General features: G+C 32.1%; 22 protein-coding genes and 2 pseudogenes. 16 read left to right on the forward strand and 8 right to left on the reverse strand.

The window, feature by feature from the left end:
* Positions 1-56 precede the first annotated feature (56 nt).
* The 7 genes and pseudogenes from ACODS7_RS07080 to ACODS7_RS07110 form a co-directional block, all read left to right on the forward strand.
* Positions 57-194 (forward strand): annotated as a pseudogene (locus tag ACODS7_RS07080) (DUF4825 domain-containing protein); the annotation flags it as partial.
* Between the two features lie 13 nt (positions 195-207).
* Positions 208-696, forward strand: a pseudogene (locus ACODS7_RS07085) (DinB family protein).
* A 125-nt stretch (positions 697-821) separates the two neighbouring features.
* Entirely contained in the window at positions 822-1,202 is a 381-nt protein-coding gene (locus ACODS7_RS07090) for a GntR family transcriptional regulator (protein WP_050843999.1), read from the forward strand.
* Entirely contained in the window at positions 1,199-2,071 is an 873-nt protein-coding gene (locus ACODS7_RS07095) for an ABC transporter ATP-binding protein (protein WP_029442598.1), read from the forward strand. Before ACODS7_RS07090 ends, ACODS7_RS07095 begins: the two co-directional genes overlap by 4 nt.
* Complete coding sequence (locus ACODS7_RS07100; protein ID WP_243168319.1) at positions 2,068-2,739, forward strand: DUF4052 domain-containing protein; 672 nt, start codon at positions 2,068-2,070, stop codon at positions 2,737-2,739. The genes ACODS7_RS07095 and ACODS7_RS07100 overlap by 4 nt, the downstream gene beginning before the upstream one ends.
* 39 nt (positions 2,740-2,778) lie before the next feature.
* The gene (locus ACODS7_RS07105) at positions 2,779-3,258 is read left to right on the forward strand and encodes a CcdC family protein (RefSeq protein WP_243168318.1); all 480 of its coding nucleotides are present in this window, start codon (positions 2,779-2,781) and stop codon (positions 3,256-3,258) included.
* 119 nt (positions 3,259-3,377) lie between these two features.
* On the forward strand, positions 3,378-3,887 hold the full coding sequence (locus ACODS7_RS07110) for a 2'-5' RNA ligase family protein (RefSeq protein ID WP_243168317.1): 510 nt from the start codon (positions 3,378-3,380) through the stop codon (positions 3,885-3,887).
* A gap of 14 nt (positions 3,888-3,901) precedes the next feature.
* Here the strand turns inward: ACODS7_RS07110 and coaW are convergent, their stop codons facing one another.
* The 8 genes from coaW to ACODS7_RS07150 form a co-directional block, all read right to left on the reverse strand.
* Entirely contained in the window at positions 3,902-4,723 is an 822-nt protein-coding gene (gene coaW, locus ACODS7_RS07115; protein WP_043938034.1) for a type II pantothenate kinase, read from the reverse strand.
* 84 nt (positions 4,724-4,807) lie between these two features.
* Positions 4,808-5,206, reverse strand: coding sequence for a 3-hydroxyacyl-ACP dehydratase FabZ family protein (locus ACODS7_RS07120; RefSeq protein WP_029442594.1), 399 nt, complete (start codon positions 5,204-5,206; stop codon positions 4,808-4,810).
* Between the two features lie 56 nt (positions 5,207-5,262).
* Positions 5,263-6,462 (reverse strand): LL-diaminopimelate aminotransferase, encoded by a 1,200-nt coding sequence (locus ACODS7_RS07125; protein WP_243168316.1) that lies wholly within the window; start codon positions 6,460-6,462, stop codon positions 5,263-5,265.
* A gap of 296 nt (positions 6,463-6,758) precedes the next feature.
* Positions 6,759-7,121, reverse strand: a complete 363-nt coding sequence (locus ACODS7_RS07130; protein WP_043938030.1) for a hypothetical protein — start codon at positions 7,119-7,121, stop codon at positions 6,759-6,761.
* A gap of 169 nt (positions 7,122-7,290) precedes the next feature.
* Positions 7,291-7,590 (reverse strand): hypothetical protein, encoded by a 300-nt coding sequence (locus tag ACODS7_RS07135; protein WP_043938028.1) that lies wholly within the window; start codon positions 7,588-7,590, stop codon positions 7,291-7,293.
* Positions 7,591-7,743: 153 nt separating this feature from the next.
* A complete protein-coding gene (locus ACODS7_RS07140; RefSeq protein WP_043938026.1) occupies positions 7,744-8,946 on the reverse strand; it encodes an MFS transporter in 1,203 nt (400 codons plus the stop codon).
* Between the two features lie 293 nt (positions 8,947-9,239).
* Complete coding sequence (gene exsC / locus ACODS7_RS07145; protein WP_016081220.1) at positions 9,240-9,674, reverse strand: exosporium protein ExsC; 435 nt, start codon at positions 9,672-9,674, stop codon at positions 9,240-9,242.
* 169 nt (positions 9,675-9,843) lie between these two features.
* On the reverse strand, positions 9,844-9,996 hold the full coding sequence (locus tag ACODS7_RS07150; protein ID WP_000291907.1) for a YqbF domain-containing protein: 153 nt from the start codon (positions 9,994-9,996) through the stop codon (positions 9,844-9,846).
* Positions 9,997-10,473: 477 nt separating this feature from the next.
* On the opposite strand from ACODS7_RS07150, the gene ACODS7_RS07155 reads away from it, so the two are divergent.
* The 9 genes from ACODS7_RS07155 (at position 10,474) to ACODS7_RS07195 (ending at position 16,175) form a co-directional block, all read left to right on the forward strand.
* On the forward strand, positions 10,474-10,842 hold the full coding sequence (locus ACODS7_RS07155; protein ID WP_029442590.1) for a hypothetical protein: 369 nt from the start codon (positions 10,474-10,476) through the stop codon (positions 10,840-10,842).
* Positions 10,843-11,037: 195 nt separating this feature from the next.
* A complete protein-coding gene (locus ACODS7_RS07160) occupies positions 11,038-11,823 on the forward strand; it encodes a class I SAM-dependent methyltransferase (protein ID WP_016081223.1) in 786 nt (261 codons plus the stop codon).
* 69 nt (positions 11,824-11,892) lie between these two features.
* A complete protein-coding gene (locus ACODS7_RS07165; protein WP_000621885.1) occupies positions 11,893-12,081 on the forward strand; it encodes a DUF3970 family protein in 189 nt (62 codons plus the stop codon).
* Between the two features lie 77 nt (positions 12,082-12,158).
* Positions 12,159-13,124, forward strand: a complete 966-nt coding sequence (locus ACODS7_RS07170) for a nucleoside hydrolase (protein WP_043938024.1) — start codon at positions 12,159-12,161, stop codon at positions 13,122-13,124.
* Between the two features lie 179 nt (positions 13,125-13,303).
* On the forward strand, positions 13,304-13,546 hold the full coding sequence (locus ACODS7_RS07175) for a GlsB/YeaQ/YmgE family stress response membrane protein (protein WP_000638310.1): 243 nt from the start codon (positions 13,304-13,306) through the stop codon (positions 13,544-13,546).
* A 79-nt stretch (positions 13,547-13,625) separates the two neighbouring features.
* Complete coding sequence (locus ACODS7_RS07180; protein ID WP_000834885.1) at positions 13,626-14,021, forward strand: hypothetical protein; 396 nt, start codon at positions 13,626-13,628, stop codon at positions 14,019-14,021.
* A gap of 323 nt (positions 14,022-14,344) precedes the next feature.
* The gene (locus ACODS7_RS07185) at positions 14,345-14,491 is read left to right on the forward strand and encodes a hypothetical protein (protein WP_029442588.1); all 147 of its coding nucleotides are present in this window, start codon (positions 14,345-14,347) and stop codon (positions 14,489-14,491) included.
* A gap of 135 nt (positions 14,492-14,626) precedes the next feature.
* The gene (locus ACODS7_RS07190) at positions 14,627-15,481 is read left to right on the forward strand and encodes an aminopeptidase (protein ID WP_043938085.1); all 855 of its coding nucleotides are present in this window, start codon (positions 14,627-14,629) and stop codon (positions 15,479-15,481) included.
* A 22-nt stretch (positions 15,482-15,503) separates the two neighbouring features.
* Entirely contained in the window at positions 15,504-16,175 is a 672-nt protein-coding gene (locus ACODS7_RS07195) for a YjgB family protein (RefSeq protein WP_042968965.1), read from the forward strand.
* The last annotated feature ends 18 nt before the right edge of the window (positions 16,176-16,193 follow it).

Below are 16,193 nucleotides of genomic sequence, written 5' to 3' on the forward strand. Positions count from 1 at the left end.
GAAAATGTACATGATTATTCAAGTGTTAATGTGTACATTTAAACTAGCATTTATACAAAGAAAAAGATATATGGGATAAAAATAAAGTTATAAAGTTTTTTAACGGCAATGAAGAAAAAATTAAAATGCTTGTGGAAGATAAAGATTTTCGGAAATCTTTATTTGCTAAATATCCAGTGAGCCAGTTGAAATAATGGAGGGGAGAAGATGGAGTTAGTATACAAAATTTCTTATCATAGAATGCAGGATCATTATTTACCTAAATTAGTACAGGCAATTAGGCTCGTTAGTGAAGAAGATTTGTGGAAACAAGAGACCTCTGTTAATTCAATTGGTGGAATCGTACTACATATTTGTGAACATTTATAGAGAAATACAAGGCGTTATAAGGATCCAAATATAGTTTTTGAAAATGGAATTGAAGAATATTTTCCAGTGAAACAAATAAGCTCTGAAGCTTTGTTAAAAACTGTTGAAGAAATATTTGATGAGTGGGGCAAAGCATATATACAGGTCTGGGAAGAAAAAAGGCATATTGATCTTCAAAGTCTATTACATTTAGTTGAGCATACAAGCTATCATTTAGGGCAAGTAGTAGATCGTACAAAATGTATTGAGGGACAACAGTTTAATTTTTGTCAAAATGGTATAAATGAAAAGAATTTGAGAACAAGAGTTGAAACTTCGAATTTTTAGAAAGAGAGACATTCTTAATTGAATGACTCTCTTTTTTTGTAAAAGAAATTTATGGAAAAAAATAATTCTATGTGATATGGTTAATTACATAAGTAATGAACCTATGAACCTAAGGTGGTGAAAATGTGAAGCCGACTCTAGAACAAAATAAATTAATATACATACAAATTGCAGAAACGATTGAATCTGATATTTTAAAAGACATATTGCTTGAAGAAGAACAAGTTCCATCGACAAATCAATTTGCGAAGATGTTACAAATAAATCCGGCTACTGCAGCTAAAGGGGTGAATGTATTAGTGGATGAGGGGATTTTATATAAAAAGAGAGGGATCGGGATGTTTGTTGCAAAAGGAGCAAAAGAAGTTGTACTTAAAAAAAGACAAAATAATTTTATGACTGAATATTTACCTAAAGTGTGGGAAGAAGCGAAAGTACTAGAAATATCAAAAGATGAATTGATGGATATGATTCAAAAGATTACGAAGGAGGGGAAAGAGGAATGATTGCACTTGAAACGAAAGATGTAACGAAAAAATATAAAAAGAAAATAGCTGTAAATGAAGTAACGATTTCATTGGAAGAGCATAAAATATATGGTTTGCTTGGAAGGAACGGAGCAGGGAAAACGACTTTATTAAATTTACTAGCAGGACAAATTACTTCAAGTAGTGGAAGCGTAACTGTATTTGGTGAAAATGTATTTGAAAATAGTAAAGCAATGCAAAATATTTGTTTCGTTAGAGTAAAAGAAGAGTCTCATTTAAGTTATAGAGTAAAAGAAATTTTTAAGATATGTAACATGTTTTATAAAAATTGGGATCAGAAGTTTGCAGAAGAACTGGCGGGTAAATTTCAGCTTAATATAACAGAGAAATACCATAAACTATCTCATGGCATGCAAACAGTTGTAGGAATTATTAAAGGGTTAGCAAGCAGAGCGACAATTACTATTTTTGATGAACCAACTACAGGATTAGACGCAGCACATCGTGAGTTATTTTATAGTTTACTACTAGAAGATTACGGGGAGTATCCCAGAACAATTATATTATCAACACATCTGGTAGAAGAAGTAACCCATGTTATTGAAGAAGTAATTATCATAAAAGAAGGTGCACTTGTTGTTCAATCAACAGTGGAAGATTTATTGCAACAAGGTCATATTATTTCAGGGCAAAAAGGTAAAGTGGAGGAGTTCTTGATTAATAAAAAAGTTATAAATAAAGAAATTTATGGGAATAAAGGTATTGCTGTTATATGGGAAGAGCTTTCTAATGAAGATTGTTACTCTCTTGAAAAAGAAGGTTTAGTAATTGATAGAATTACATTACAAAAACTATTTATTCACATGACTGGTGGTGAAGTGGAATGACGATGTTAATGAAACAATTGAGGTTACATATAAATTTTCATTATAAAGCAATTTTAATATTTTGGATTTTAGCTTTATTAATAAAAGGAGCTTTATATGCTGCTCATTTAAATGAAGCGAAAGTTGGTTATTTACCCGAAATTATCAATAATCCTTCAATTGCAATTATGATTTTTATAGTAGGGAGTGTTTTCATTGTTCAAGATGATTTATTTCGTTTAGCAGTTTCATTTGGTATAACGAGAATACAATATTTTATCGGAGCGATTTGTTATATTGTGTTGCAATCCGCATTGTTTTCATTCCTTCAAATACTGTTTTTACAAGATATAAAATATAACTTAGTAAATGTTAACTTTGGAGAGCAATTAATACAACAGTTTATTTTACAATTTTTATTTTATGTTACGATAGCATGTTTCTTTCAAGTAGTAGTAATTTTTAAGCAAAGATTTCAATGGATTGGTCTCATGATTGGTGGGTCGCTTTTCCTTTCAACAAATAGTGTGCTGTATGGAGAAGTAGGGATAAAAGGATTGTTATTTACAAATGATGTATCTTTAATAGATATCCCTTATTTTATTGTTATTTCAATTGGATTAACAATTCTTTATATCATAACTAGTAGTATATTTATTCGTAAAGTATCATTTGAACGAACAGTTTAAAATAGTGATAGATTATTCTTTTAGGGAGAAGGAAAATATATGGGAGACACGTCCTCACTAATAACCGTCTTTTTATGCATTGCACTACTAATATTTTGGCGTCGTTATCGCTCCATGCATAAGCCAATAAAGGGATCGGGAAAACGTATTTTATGGCCATTACTATTTTTAACACCAGGTATAGTGTGGTTTTTAGGTCCCGTACATCCAGCTATATTACAAGTAATTATAGCGGTATTTATTGGTGTGCTTTTTGCTGTGCCGCTTATAGTATTAACAAATTATGAGCGAAGAGATGATGGGAATATTTATACGAAAAAAAGTGCAGCTTTTTTAATTACTTTTATTGCGCTTGTTGTTTTAAGATATGGTTCAAGACAATTTATCGTTGATTTAGATCAACAAACGATTGGTTTATTATTTTACGTTGTTGCTGTCTCGTATATTATTCCATGGAGAATTGCTTGTTATATAAAGTTTAGAATAGTTTGGCGGGAAAATAATAATCATGCTATATGAAAACTTCTTATTTGAGAAGTTTTTTGTTTTTATGTGTAAGCGAAATAATTTGTTGAAGTGCAAGTTACTATTCAATATGATAAATATAAAAACTACGCGAGAAAGTGGGAAGTATCAAAATGCGTACAATTTTACTTTTTCTAAACAACATGTTCATTAGCGAAATCGAGAACATTAGGCAAAAACATGATCCTTTATTTGGATTAATTCCACCGCATATTACAATTGTATTCCCATTTGAAAGTTCGATTTCAAATGATGAGCTGAAATTACATATTATAAATGTATCAAAACCGATACAGAATATAGAAATTGAATTTAAGAATCAAATTACTAGTGAAAGAGAATATTTGTTTTTACGAGTTGAAAGGGGAAAAGAACAAATAGAGGAACTACATAATATTCTATATACAGGACCTTTATTACAATTTTTGGAAGAAGACATTCCGTACATCTCGCATGTAACAGTCGGAAGAAAAGAAAGTGCCGTGTTAGCTGCTGAAGTAGTGAAGGAGATTCCTAGTTTTCATGGGAAGTTAAATTGTGTGATTGATAGAATAAGCGTGGAGCGAATTGGAGAGAACGGGGAATCAATTATTGAATTTGAAGTGCCATTTCTAAAAAGCTGACAAAAGTCAGCTTTTTATTTCGTAGCATGAAGTAATGCACCAATTGCACCGCTATTACCACCATCTTGTAAAAAGATTGGTGTTTTATTTTGATATTCGGTGTAGCTACTAATAATATGTTGAAGTTGTACGTTATTACATAAAGTCGAACCAATATAAATAATATGTTCAATGTTTTTTGTTTCAGCGAATTGAAGGCTTAATGCAGTAACGACTTCACCGACAAGTCCTTGTACAGTAGCTAGTATATCGGAGCTACTATTATTTGATTCTGTAATAGCTGCTTTCCCGAAGTTACTAGCAGTTAAGTTATTATCGATAGGGGAAAGAATACCACCATAAATATCTCCAACCGTAATATCTAGTTCTTTTCTAGAGCCTACTTTTGTTAGAGGGATTACATCTTCAAAATGATCTATATTTGTTAACAATTTTGAAAGTCCCATAATAGTCCCACCGCCAACTCCGGTTCCACCAGCGCGAATATATTGTTCATTATAAACGTAATGGATAGAAGTACCTGTACCGATATTGGTTAAAATAAAATTGTTTATAGTATGTTTTTCTTCTTTTAATATGTATTGGACACCTGCAAGAGTAGATTCAAATTCGTTTAGCTCTATTATTTTATATGAACCTGTAAGCAGTTGCTGTAATAATTTCGATTTACCACCCGTAATACATATTTGTTTTATGCCATTGTTGTTTTTAATCCAATCTATTATTTTATGTTGTTCATGAGAATAAAATTTTTTAAAAGTTAGTAGCTTTTTTTCGTTAAAATAAGCTATTTTCGTTAATGTGCCTCCAGCATCGATACCGATAGTACGTTCCATTTTCCTGCTCCTAACTACGTAATATGTTTTCCTATTTATTTAATTGGTTGAGAATAGATATTTCCAACTGATATAAGGAACACTTTAATCTGCTTGATATATTAATAGTTTTTCTATAGTTACAATAGGCTGGTCGTTTACAGTTGCAATACCTTTACCAAGAACAAAACCTCGGCGATTGCGCGTTAGCTCATAATGTAAATCAAGTTTATCACCGGGATATGCTTTTCCATGGAATTCAACTCCATCTAAAGAGGAGAGGAATCCTAGTCCTTCAGAATCACTTGTATGTACAAATGCACTAAGCTGAGCAAGTGCTTCTACAATTAACATATGAGGCATATGTTTGTGACTATCATTTATAAACCATTCGTTATTTGTAATGAATTTATATCCTGTAACGAATTCATCTTGTTTTACATTTGTTACTTTATCAATCATTAAAAATGGATAACGATGGGGAAGTGTGTCTTTAATATGCATATGAAAGTACCTCCAATTAATAATACCCCTGCTAAAGTTAAGCAGGGGAGTGGGAACTAATTTTTAACTAATTCATTTACTTTTTCAAGGACGAAAATGCCGCTATTTCTAATGTTTTCAACAACATGTTGCAACACTTCTTTATCTTGAACGAGTGCAATACGTACGAAGCCTTCTCCGTGAGGTCCAAATGCGTGACCTGGTGTAACAACGACATTCGCACGATCCATTAATGCATAAGCGAAGTCTAGAGAAGTCCATCCTTGTGGAATTTCAGCCCAGACAAACATACTACCAGCTGGCTTATCGACATTCCAGCCAAATGTTCGGAATCCATCGACTAAAGTATCTCTCCGTTCTTGATAAATATCGCGGTTTTTCTCACAAAATGCAGCGCCATTTCTTAGTGCTGCAGATGCCGCTTTTTGAATTGGTAAAAATACACCGTAGTCGGTATTGGATTTAAATTGAGTAAGTGCACGAACAATTTCTTCGTTTCCAATCATATATCCAATACGGCTACCAGCTAAACTATAACTTTTTGACAAAGAATTGATTTCTACGCCAACTTCTTTAGCACCATGTACAGAGAGAAAGCTAATTGGCTTATTACCATCGAAATAAAATTCAGCATAAGCAAAATCATGGACAACGATAATATTATGCTTTTTCGCGAATGCGATTACTTCTTTAAAGAAATCTTCATGGGCCATTGCTGGAACGGGATTCCCTGGGAAGTTTAAAATCATCATCTTCGCTTGATCGGCAATTTTTTCAGGGATGACTTCTAAGTCTGGTAAGAAATCATTCTCTTTCTTTAAAGGCATGTAGTAAGATGTTGCACTAGCCATTTGAATACCTGTTTCATAAGCTGTATATCCTGGATCAGGAACTAATATAATATCACCTGGATTTGCATAAACCATAGGTAAATGAACGAGCCCGTCTTGTGAACCCATTAATAATAAAACTTCTTTATCCGCATTTAATAAAACGTTATGAGTGTTATTGTAATATTCAGTTACAGCTTCGTGAAATTCTTGAATACCTGATAATGTATATCCGTAGCTCTCTTTTTCACTCGCTGTATGTACCATTGCTTCTCTTACAAAATCAGCGGGCGGCATATCAGGATTTCCGATACTTAAATCAATCATGTTATGACCTGCTGCAATTTTTTCTTTTTTATAGGCCCCTAATTCACTAAATATAGAAGATTGGAATGCTTTCATTCTAGTTGCTAACGTGTAAGTCATCAAAACCCCTCCTAAAAACAGTGCTTTCATTCTGCGTTTTTAATTATTCTGAAAACACATGTTTACATTTTATCATTTTTTTATGAAAATTAAAACGATTGACAAATTTAGAGGAAGGATTAGCCTGTTTTGAAAAAGTATCGATGTAAATAGCGTAGACGTGTTAATTGAAATATCTATTATATGATTCATTTTATATAACTTAAGTTATTTTATAGTTTTTATTAAGTATTTGTGGAAGATTTCTAAAGTGAAATAACGCAGAAAATATTTTCTGCGTTTCCTCTGAAATGTAATCATTTCTTTTTATACGTGCATAATTTTTCAGCTGTCAAAAAGTATACATTTAATGTATCGTCGGCAACTTTTAAAGTTTGCTCTGATGTAAATGAATTACCATAATCAATGTGATATACATTAGAATTTTTGACAAATGAGCCTTTATATAAATCGTTTTTATTCTTTGTTGTTTGCATTTCTACTAAATTTTGCACAATTTCCTCTTTATTTTCTTTTTTGACAACTGTTTCAAATTTATAATATACAGGGCATTCACCATTTTTATTGTCAACGACTTCCCAAGAACCGTATATATCGTTATTGCTGCATCCACTAAGTAGGATGATTAGTATAGGAATTGTAAGTAGAACCTTTTTCATTTTGTGCTCCTTTCTTTTAAATTTGAATAAACGTTCGAATACGATAGGGATATTATAATAAATAAAGTTTAAATTTTTTTAAAGAATTATTTAATTTCATATAAAAATTTAGGAGAAATTAAATAAGCATGAATCTAGTGTAAAGTCAGATTCATGCTAGTACTATAGCCTACGTTATGTCTTTTTTAAGGATAAATAAAGAGGAAAGCAGGATCACTATTCCATTTAATATATATACGCTTGCAATCATAAAGGCTAAAGTACCTGCACCAAATCCTGCTTTATCGAATATAGAAGCAAATGTTGTGATAGTCAAAAAGATAATGGGAGTCAGTAGTAAAAATATGAAACCTGCCACGATTCTTTTTTTTAAACTATGTCCAGATAAGGAAATGGCTAAAAAGTTTAGGATGCTAAACAGAGCAATTGCAAAGAGCAGGACAATAAATACTTCGATGCCATCAGACACTTTACCACTCCTTTTATGAAGAGTACTTTTTATAATCTATTCGAAATAAAAGGGGGATACTCCTTTAGGTAATTTCAATAAACGTAATAAATAGGCGTATTATAAAACAAAGAAGTATGGATTCAATATTATATCCATACTTCTTTGTTTATTTTATAAATTCGCAGATTGCGAATGCTGTTTTTCATAATCTTTCTGCTTAGAAAGGGAAATAGAAATAATCAATAATGAAACGACTCCGAAGATGAGAACCATATATTGTAACCCAATTGTATCTAAGAAGAACCCTGTGCCAAGTAAGACGATTTGGAACATAACCCTCTCAAACATATTACGGAATGAGAAGAGGCGACCGTGATAACTTTTTTCAACTTTCGTTTGGAAAATCGTCGACATAATAGGGAAGAAGCAGCCAACACTAAACCCAAACAAACCAAATGATGTAAGAGCCATCCATTTTATATCGCTAAAGAACAATGATAGGTGTGCAAAAGCAGTACAAACTGCGAAGAAATATAGTAATTTTTCAGGCTTGAAATGATCAGATAGACGTTTAATTACGAAGGCACCTAACATAAATGCGACACCTTCAATTGTATATATGAACCCTTTAATTGTAGGATCATGTTGCATTTCGCTAATGTTAATAACCATTAAATTAAACCCCGCTATAAATAATAGAGGGATGATACTTAATATAAGTGCTGTAAAAGCAATGGGAATTCCTTTTAAAATACGAAATACTTCCATAAAGCTATTATCTTTTGCAGCTTGTTTACTTGGTGCTGTTGATTTCTTGTCTTCAAATTGTAGGAAGAAAGTCGAGAGGAATAATAAGGCGTATGCTGCCATTGAGAAGGCATACATGTACTGTAAACTCATCACAACTAAAAGAATTCCACCAAGTGAAGTACCTGCAATACGAGCAATTGTACCAACATTCATATGTACACCGTTCATTTGTAATAACTCATGCTCACGTACGATGAGTGGAATTACAGATTGTAATGCAGGGAAATAAAATGCTGCTGAAATTTGAAGAGCAACCATAAATGCAATCATAAATGCGATACTTTCAAATTGAATAGCGAAAAACATGAAAATAACACTTAAAACTCGACCAAACCCAGCGTAAAGAAGAACTTTTTTCTTTTCATACTGATCGATGACACGGCCAGCCATAGGTCCAACTAGAACACCGGCTAATAGTCCGATAAATAATATAACTGATTTCATGAAATCAGAAGGGACATATTTTTGCATAAATTCAAGGTTGCCAAGAATACCAAGCCATAATCCTAGACCTGCAATAAACTCCCCAATTAAAACAATCCAAACGTTTTTATTACGCCACATAACATAAAACCTCTCCGTCTTTTAAAATGAAAAACTCGTATATAAAACCTCCTTATTTATGTAGTATTTTTATACGAACTTTTTTAGAGTCAGAGTCTATATTACGTGTTTCATAATTGGATTTCAATCTTTTTGATTTGTCAAAAATTTAATGTATTAATTGATGAAATAAGTGAATCAAAATGCAAAAAATTATGATTAAAGCTAATAGAAAGTAAGGATAAATATAAAAAAGCAAGAACGTATAACTACGTCTTGCTTTTCTCAAGTACAAAATTAAACATTAATTTCACTTAGCAACATTTACGCTCTTGTCCAATAGCTAAAGCGCTAAAAGATAGAGGACCAACAACTTCTGCACTTGCACCACTAGTAAGGTTTTCTACAGTTAATGAATATACATGAGTGCCGCAGTTTAAATCTTGATCTATAGCTTGAAATGTTTGAGCGTAGAATTGTTCAGAGTCTGTTGATTCAATACCTACTTGTGCATTGAAAATTTCAACGTTATCACGGAAAATTCGGAATAAAACTTGTGAAATCTCAGTTATACCTTCAACTCCAACTGTAGCAATTAATTCCACACGATTATTACGTGCGTCTCTTCTTGAAATTTTTAATTTAATTTGTGCAAGAATTGCTTTATCTGGAGAAGCTGGAATTGCAAAAGTTGTTTCACCAGTTTTACTAATAGGTTGAGTAGCTTGGTAATCAATGATATGAGTCATGTTCGTCACCTCCTCATATACTAAAATATGAAAGCAGTGATGAATTAGCTTGGACAAATACTAGAATATTTTAATAGAGTACACAACAATTGTTGAAAAGAAGTAATTTACATAAAAGCATCAAGAATATATCACAATAAGATGATGTTTTTCTTAATGCTTTTTGTAATTAAGCAGAATATTCTTCTTTACGTACTTCAAAAAATTCATTGCGTCGTAAGTAATTATAAATTTTCTCTGAAACCTTTTCTTCTTCAGACACTAAGAAACGATGATCAAAAGCGTAGAATGATTGACCTTTAATTAATTTTACGTAATACATATTAAACGCCTCCTTATACTTGATTATTACTTGCTTCATATTATGATGGCCTATATGTCTTCTAAAAATACTTGGAGTTTCAAAGGGGGGAGGTAAAGGGATGAAAGAGCTTACAATTCTGTAAGGTTTATGTCACCTTTTTCGATAGTTTACATTCATCAATTTCTTTTATACTACAAATAAGTTACATAAAATAAGGGGGTAAAAAGATGGATGAAGTAATTGGAGAAGTTGTAGCAGGTATTTGTGAATTTGTAGTGGAAGTAACAGCAGATGCTATAGGAAGTTTAGTTTCCGGAAATGATGAGGAAAAAGAAACATTATAATGATTTGTAAAAGTATAAAGTTGATCAAATTGTAAAGGCTGATTTCTATAGGGAAGTCAGCTTTTTTATTTTTTACATTATATTAATTTAATTTGAATATTCATTTGTTATTATATCGAAGAAACCTATATAAGGAGGTGAATAAACAAATATGTCGAATTCGGGGGCTGATTTATCTGTTTCTCGTTTGATTGTGGCAAATGTAGAGGAAAAGGAATATCATTTTATCGTTCGTGAACATCCGATTGTAGGGAAATTTATATCACTATTTGAAAATGGAAAAGAATATGGTTTACTAGATAAACAAATCGCTAATAAAGATAAATTTATTACATCGGAGCTTACTAAATTAGATTATTTTAACATAGATGTTTTATATCATACACCTGGGTGGATATGGATTGGCATGAATCAATTAGGTTTACATGCTCGTGAGGCTACTTATAACGAAGTAGATGTTATTATGAAGTTGAAAGAGGATTTATATTATATAGATATATACGAAGAAACAAAAATGTAATAAATATTTAGTCAGGTTATGGGACAAGTTCCCGTAGCCTTTTTTGTTTAATAGTAAAACGTAAAATTATGCTATTTTAATGCTAGGTAAATGTGATGAGAAGTGAGATGAAAAGAGGATTTGAAAATACATGAAGAGAATTGTAATAATTATATGAATCGTATATGTAAATAACAATAGAAAGAAGATGATAATATGAGTAAAGAAGAACTTGTGAAAAAACAGTTTGGCAGAAATGCAGATAAGTATGTGAATAGTAAAATACATGCTAAAGGACAGGACTTACAGCATGTAGTTCAACAAGTTGAATCTCGCCATAATAATCGTCTTCTTGATGTTGCTACTGGTGGCGGACATGTTGCGAATATGTTAGCACCTATGTTTGAAGAAGTAGTTGCACTTGATTTAACAGAACAGATGTTAGAAAAAGCAAAAGGTTTTATAAAGCAGAATGGTCATGAAAATGTGTCTTTTGTAGCAGGAAACGCAGAGGATTTACCATTTGTAGACCATTTTTTTGATACAATTACATGCCGGATTGCAGCCCATCATTTTACGAATCCGGCTCAATTTATTTATGAAGTAAATCGTACGTTGGAGGATAATGGGTTGTTCATCTTAATAGATAATGTTTCGCCAGAAAATAATGAATATGATACATTTTATAATTTTATAGAAAAAAAGCGGGACCCAAGTCATGAACGAGCTCTAAAAAAGACAGAATGGCTTACTTTATTAGAAAAAAACGGTTTGCAAATGCAGTCATGTCTTACTTTTGATAAGAAGTTTGATTTTGACTGGTGGTGTAATATGATGGATGTCCCTGTACAAAAGCGTGAAAAATTAACAGAATGTATGATGAAAGCACCAAACGAAATGAAAGAATATTTTAATATTCAACTTAAAAATAATAAAGTAGATTCGTTCTATACTGAAATGGCTATGTTTATATGTAAAAAAAGTAAAACAATAAAAAGATAAATGTGTTGCAGTCTTTCTGAAGTACGATATACTAAGTACAGAGAAACTGAGAATTGAGGAATAGTTATAATGATTCGTGTACGCATTGAAGGTACTGAGGAAGAAATGCTTGAATTTATGGGGAAAATGCCGGACATTCCTGGATTTGAAAAGACACATATGAGAGAGCCAAGAAAAGGAAATAACCCGAAATACGATTCAAGTAAAAATGTACTAGCATATTTGTCTTATAAAAAGATTGAAGTCGCCAATAAATAGGCGGCTTTTTTAGTTTGCGCTGTTTCACCGCCTTGTCTTTTTCACATAATAATAATAGTAGATTATGCTGAAGAGAGGTGAGAATAGTTAATAAGAAAATCATCTTTTTTGGAGACTTTGGTATTGATGACGCCGTAGCGTTAATTTATGCAAATAAAACATGTAAATTAGATATTCTAGGTATTGTTGCAGAGTACGGGAATGTATCACGAGATATCGTTACGGAAAATGTTTATTTTTTAGAAAGGTACTATGCTACACAAGTGAAAATTATTGAAGGTGCGAGTAGGCCGATGACAGCTGAAGAACCTTTGTTTTTCCCTGAAATCCATGGGGATCACGGTTTAGGTCCTATTATTCCACCTGAGATGAGAATTTGTAAACGAGAAAATTTTTGTGAATTAATCAAATTAATCGAACCTTGTCCAGAAGATATTATAATTGTGGCGACAGGAAGACTAACGACGCTTGCTACGTTATTTTTATTGTATCCAAATATAATGGATCGTATTTGTTCGTATTATATAATGGGCGGCGCTTTCCTATTTCCAGGTAATGTTACACCAGTATCTGAAGCGAATTTTTATGGTGATCCAATTGCAGCAAATATTGTTATGAAATATGCGAAAAACGCTACTATATACCCGTTAAATGTAACACAGGGTGCGCTTATTACGCCTGAAATGGCCAATATAATAGATAAACAAGGAACTGGACAGGCGAAACTCATTAAACCAATGATTGATTTTTATTATGAGAATTTTTATAAAAAAGAATATCCGGGTATTGGTGGAAGTCCTATACACGATTTACTACCGTTTGTCTCGCTTATAAATGATAGTATTTTCGAATATAAAAAATCGGCAGTGTGGATTAGTACGACAAATGATGTGACTAGGGGCCAAAGTGTAGCTGACTTTAGAAAAATAGCTGAACCAACAAGGTTTGATGATCGGCCGATTCAGAGAATTGCTGTTGGTTTTAACTATCCTGCTTTTAAAGAAGAGTTTATGCGAACAATATTGAAGCCAGATTGTCCTTAATGTGTGTAATAACAAGTCGGATAAATCGTTAGTTCGAAAAATAGTTTATCGGTGTGTATTATTCTCAAAAATCTTATAGTTGAGCAGCATGAATAACTTATGAAAAATGTCACATAACTAATGGTAAGCAATTGTTTCTAATTATATTTTGATTGGTTAAATATAAAGGAGGTTATTATATGATTTGGTCTTTAATCGTTGGTGGTTTATTAGGATGGTTTGCAAGCTTAATTACTGGAAGGGATGTACCAGGTGGTGTAATTGGTAATATTATTGCTGGTATTATCGGTTCTTGGATTGGTACGAAATTACTTGGTAGTTTCGGTCCTGTAATAGGCGGATTTGCAATCATTCCTGCTTTAATTGGTGCGGTTATTTTGATCTTCATTGTGAGTTTTTTACTACGAGCAATGCGGAAATGAATGTAGCAGGACTGTTTACATTTGTAAGCAGTCCTTTTTATATGTTATGCTAGTATTATACAATCAGGAGGTGTCAGCATTGAAATCATTTACAGTAAATTTCCATCAAGAAGATAATGCAAAAGCGACAACAGTACATAAATTAAGTGAAGAGGACTTCAATAAAGCAACTGAAAAAGGTACTCGTCATTTATTTGATTTAGATACAAACGTTGGCTTCTTCGTATTCTTTGATGCAGAAGATGCAGAAGGAAATGATCAATACTTAATGTTACAATATGAAGGAGATCATGAAGAACCAACTGCGTGTTATGGATTTGATTTAAAACTATACTATCAATTTTTAGCACTATACTTAAATGATCTGGAATACCAAGGTGAAACAGATGAGGAAGAGGAAGAATATGGTCCAATTCATCATTTAGCTCACTTACTTTATCATATTGTTGAAGACGGTAAGTCAATCGAAGTGTAATATACATATTTAAAGCTGTCCTTTTGGGGCAGCTTTTTTATATGACATTGAAATGGTGTACTTTGAGCTAAATAAAGTGAAGCTTTAATCAGTGGGGGGGTTCATCCCCACTGATTATTAGCCCTACCAATCGGGCTTTTACGGGCAGCCCTTACCCCCATCTAACTTCTTTGCTTCCACGTGGGGATCTTACTGCCCGGCAAATAGCGGGATAAATTAATAATAGAAATTTATTTGTTAAGTAGGATTATTTATTACTTTCATGTTAGCATCGTAAAACACCTGTTATAATGATTATAATTAAATTCATGGAGGTTAATTCTATGCTTGTAGATGTAAAAGCTTTTATTAAAGCTGCAGGTTTAACATGTATTTCATCATTAAGTGGAGATAATGCATTTGCTTATAATTTTGAAACTGTAAAAAGCGCTATCGCTACATTTTTTAAGAAACTAAGATTTACCGTTTAATTTCATTTCAACCAGTAGGAAAAGAGTAATCACTTCCTACTGGTTTTTTTCTGTTTCAAGGAGCTGTTGTGACAGCATGTTTTAAGTTATAGATAGAGGATATTATCATTGAGAAGAGAAGGTTTAAATAAGGAGATGAATACAGTGATTAACAATATAATTCCAAGTTTTTTAAAATTATGGGAAAGTGACGATTTAGAATTAGAAGTCCTTAATCGATACTTTACTTCACATTCAGAGATATTTGAAGAATACTTTAAGTATCATTGTCCTAAAACGAAAGAACGTCTTTCAAATGCCATTAAACAATATCCCGCAAAAATAGAAGATATTCGTATTATTGCAGAATCATTACCAATCATTATTCAAGAGGTAACAAATGAATATCGTAATAAATATAACTTTGATGTAAATATGAAATTTCATTTATTCGTTGGTGGATTTGGTTCAAATGCATTTGTAGAAAGGGAAATCATTGGAGATATATTTTTTGCGGCAGAAAAATTATCTCCAGATTTGAATCATCTTCGTGTTATTGCTGCTCACGAAATAGGTCATATATATCATAATGTTATGCTACAAAATAATGGGATGGATTGGACTAGGGCTGAGTGGACCGATGCGTCGGTAAGTTTGTATCGTGAAGGTGTTGCAACTTATTTATCAAAAAAAATCGTTAAAGATTTAAATGAGTCTGTTTACTATTCATATAATAGTGACGGGGATCCATGGCTACAATATTATAAAAAAAATGAAGAGAAAATAAAGAAACGTTTTTTACAAGATTATGTTGAAGGATGGACAGATGAAAAAGAGAAAGAATGGTTCCGTTTATCGGGAGGTAGTTATTTCGGATATAACAGACTTGGTTACTTTTTAGGAACAGCTCTTGTAACATATTTTGTACAAGCCTTTGGAGAGAATGAAGCACTGACTTTTTGGAACAAACATAATTTGAAAAGTAGTGTAATGGGTTGGTTATCGAAATGAATAAGATGCAATAGGGGGTAAAATGATGAAAGGGTATTTGAAAATAGTCATGTTATTTTTGGCTTTAGCATGCATGTTTGCGCTAGCAGCATGTAAAGGGACAGACGAAAAAAAGGAAACAAATCCGACCTTGGAAAATAATAAAAATGAACAAAGCAATTCTTCAGAAGAACAGAAAAATCCTGAAGCAAAACCAAGTAATGAAAAAACAACAAAACCATCAACTGAGCCAGATTCGAAAAATAGAACATTTAATCAAAAATCGATTAACCACGTTAAAGATTTGTTTGAATTAGCAAAAGAAGGAAAAGTACCTAATGTACCATTTGGAGCCCATACAGGGGATATTGAAGAAATAGAAAAAGCATGGGGGAAAGCGAATAAAACCGAACAAGCAGGGAACGGAATATATGCAACTTTTACAAATAAAAATGTTGTTTTTGGATTTAATAAAGGGTCACAAGTTTTTGATGTACGCTCATATCATGCAGAACTGAAATCGATTACATTACAAGAAATTGAAAAAGCATTAGGAAAACCATCTTCAGTTAAAGAGAATGGTGAAGACAAAATATATGTATACAAAGTAAATAACCAGTATGAATTAAAATTTGTCATTCCAAAATCGACTGGTAAGGTAGATCATATTTCCGTATTTTCACCAGAGGATAGTATTAATAAAATGGCAGGATAAGAAATTAAGTGATTTCAA

This window comes from Bacillus sp. FG16, from assembly GCF_057809515.1.